Source organism: Herbaspirillum sp. B65 (assembly GCF_000333555.1).
Classification (GTDB): domain Bacteria; phylum Pseudomonadota; class Gammaproteobacteria; order Burkholderiales; family Burkholderiaceae_D; genus Herbaspirillum; species Herbaspirillum rubrisubalbicans.
In genome coordinates this window covers 1-1,788 of record NZ_BADI01000134.1, presented here as the reverse complement: position 1 = coordinate 1,788, position 1,788 = coordinate 1, and the positions used below count along the sequence as shown (strand labels likewise).

Annotated in this window: 4 protein-coding genes; 3 read left to right on the top strand and 1 reads right to left on the bottom strand. The window is 60.9% G+C overall.

The window, feature by feature from the left end; genetic code table 11:
* The first annotated feature begins 177 nt into the window (after nucleotides 1-177).
* Genes I5W_RS03605 through I5W_RS33095 form a run of 3 tightly spaced genes read left to right on the top strand, consistent with a single transcriptional unit; the run spans nucleotide 178 to nucleotide 1,704 of the window.
* Nucleotides 178-849, top strand: a complete 672-nt coding sequence (locus I5W_RS03605) for a response regulator transcription factor (RefSeq protein ID WP_044528207.1) — start codon at nucleotides 178-180, stop codon at nucleotides 847-849.
* 50 nt (nucleotides 850-899) lie between these two features.
* Nucleotides 900-1,322: a sensor histidine kinase N-terminal domain-containing protein gene (locus tag I5W_RS33100; protein ID WP_252716878.1), complete on the top strand. Its 423-nt coding sequence runs from the start codon at nucleotides 900-902 to the stop codon at nucleotides 1,320-1,322.
* The gene (locus I5W_RS33095; RefSeq protein WP_306302666.1) at nucleotides 1,246-1,704 is read left to right on the top strand and encodes an ATP-binding protein; all 459 of its coding nucleotides are present in this window, start codon (nucleotides 1,246-1,248) and stop codon (nucleotides 1,702-1,704) included. Before I5W_RS33100 ends, I5W_RS33095 begins: the two co-directional genes overlap by 77 nt.
* 7 nt (nucleotides 1,705-1,711) lie before the next feature.
* Here I5W_RS33095 and I5W_RS34135 read toward each other — a convergent pair.
* On the bottom strand, nucleotides 1,712-1,788 hold a 77-nt coding region (locus tag I5W_RS34135), incomplete at its 5' end, for a helix-turn-helix domain-containing protein (protein WP_217284435.1).

Here is a 1,788-nt window from a genome sequence, read left to right as displayed (position 1 = left end):
GGCAGCGCACGGCGCAGCGTAGCGGTCCTGTTGCTGGTGGCGGTGCTGGCGATCTGGTGGATCCAATGGCAAAGCGTGCCTGCATCAGGTGGACTGGCCGAGCGCCCTGTTTCGAGCAAGGCGGCAGACCATGATCGTGATGACGATTGACGATGCCTTCGTGCGATAAGCCATCCTATGCATATCCTGCTGGTTGAAGATGATCCCCTGCTCGGCGACGGCGTGAGGGCCGGCTTGCGGCAGCTTGGTTTTCGGGTTGACTGGGTGCGTGATGGTCAGGCCGCCGAAAGTGAGTTGCGCACGCAGTCTTATGCGGTCGCCGTACTCGATCTGGGGCTGTCGCTCAAAGATGGCATGGATGTGCTCACGGCGGTTCGCCGTGCAGGCCTGTCCGTGCCTGTGCTGGTCATGACGGCGCGTGACGCCGTGCCAGAGCGCATCAAGGCGCTCGACATGGGGGCCGACGACTATGTCATCAAGCCGCTCGACCTGCACGAATTGGCCGCTCGCTTGCGCGCCCTGGTGCGGCGCGCCCACGGCCAATCACAGGAGTGCCTCGCCGCGCAGGACATCACGCTTGATCCCGCTGCGCATTCGGTACTTAAAAAAGGAGAAAACGTTCTTCTCTCCATCCGGGAATTCGATCTGCTCTACGCGTTCATGCTCAACGCCAATCAGGTTCTATCGCGCGAGCAACTGGAACAGCACCTCTACAGTTGGGGACAAGAAGTGGAGAGCAATGCCATCGAAGTCCATATCCACAATCTACGCCGCAAGCTGGGAAGCAGCTTGATCCATACGGTACGCGGCGTCGGCTATATTCTGCTGCGGGAGTCGCCCAACGCATGATGCGATCACCCGGCTCCTTGCAAGGGCGGATCGTCCTACTGGTCTTGGCAGTGGTCACCGGCGTGTGGCTGGTGTGCGCGACGCTGATCTGGTTCGAGGCAGGCCATGAGCTCGATGAACTGCTCGATAGCCATCTCGCGCAAGCGGCGGCTTTATTGGTGGTGCAGCAGGCTCAAGAGGCTGGCGCCGATGCCGCGGGCGACGATCAAAGCATCGACGCCCCCATATTGCATCGCTATGCGCCCAAGGTGGCGTTCCAGGTCTTTCATGAAGGTCGCTTGACTCAGCGCTCTTCCAATGCCCCACTGCAACCGATGGCTGAACCCGGTAGAGCGCATGCAAATGGTTTCCAGACCGTGCGGATCGAGGGCCTCCTGTGGCGCGTCTTCACCGCCAATGGCGCAGAGAAAGATGTGCAGGTCTATGTCGGCGAACAGACCCAGTGGAAATGCCCGATACCAGTTCAGAGATGAGACCGGTGATCGAGGCGAGGAGACCTTGTTAGCCGTCCTGGTTCGCAATCTGGTGGACAATGCCTTGCGATACACACCTGCATCGGGCCGGGTGACGGTGAGAATCATGCAAGAGAATGGCCGTGTCGTGCTGAGCGTGGACGATAGTGGAGCGGGCCTGTCCGATGCCCACATCGCTCGACTCGGCGAGCGATTCTTCAGGGTGCCTGGGAGCATGGAAAGCGGTAGCGGACTCGGCTGGTCGATCGTGCGGCGTATCGCAGCAGTGCATGGCCTGGGGTTGAAGGCGGAACGATCACCTGAACTTGGGGGACTCCGAGTTTGTGTCTGCGCAGGGATAAGCGCATGGGGCAGAACAGAATCTGACCGCCGCCCTTCCTGACTGCGCTTTACGCCAGCCCCACCGCTTTCAGCCGCCGATACAAGGTCCGCTCGCTCCAGCCCAGGCTGCGGGCCAATTCCTGCG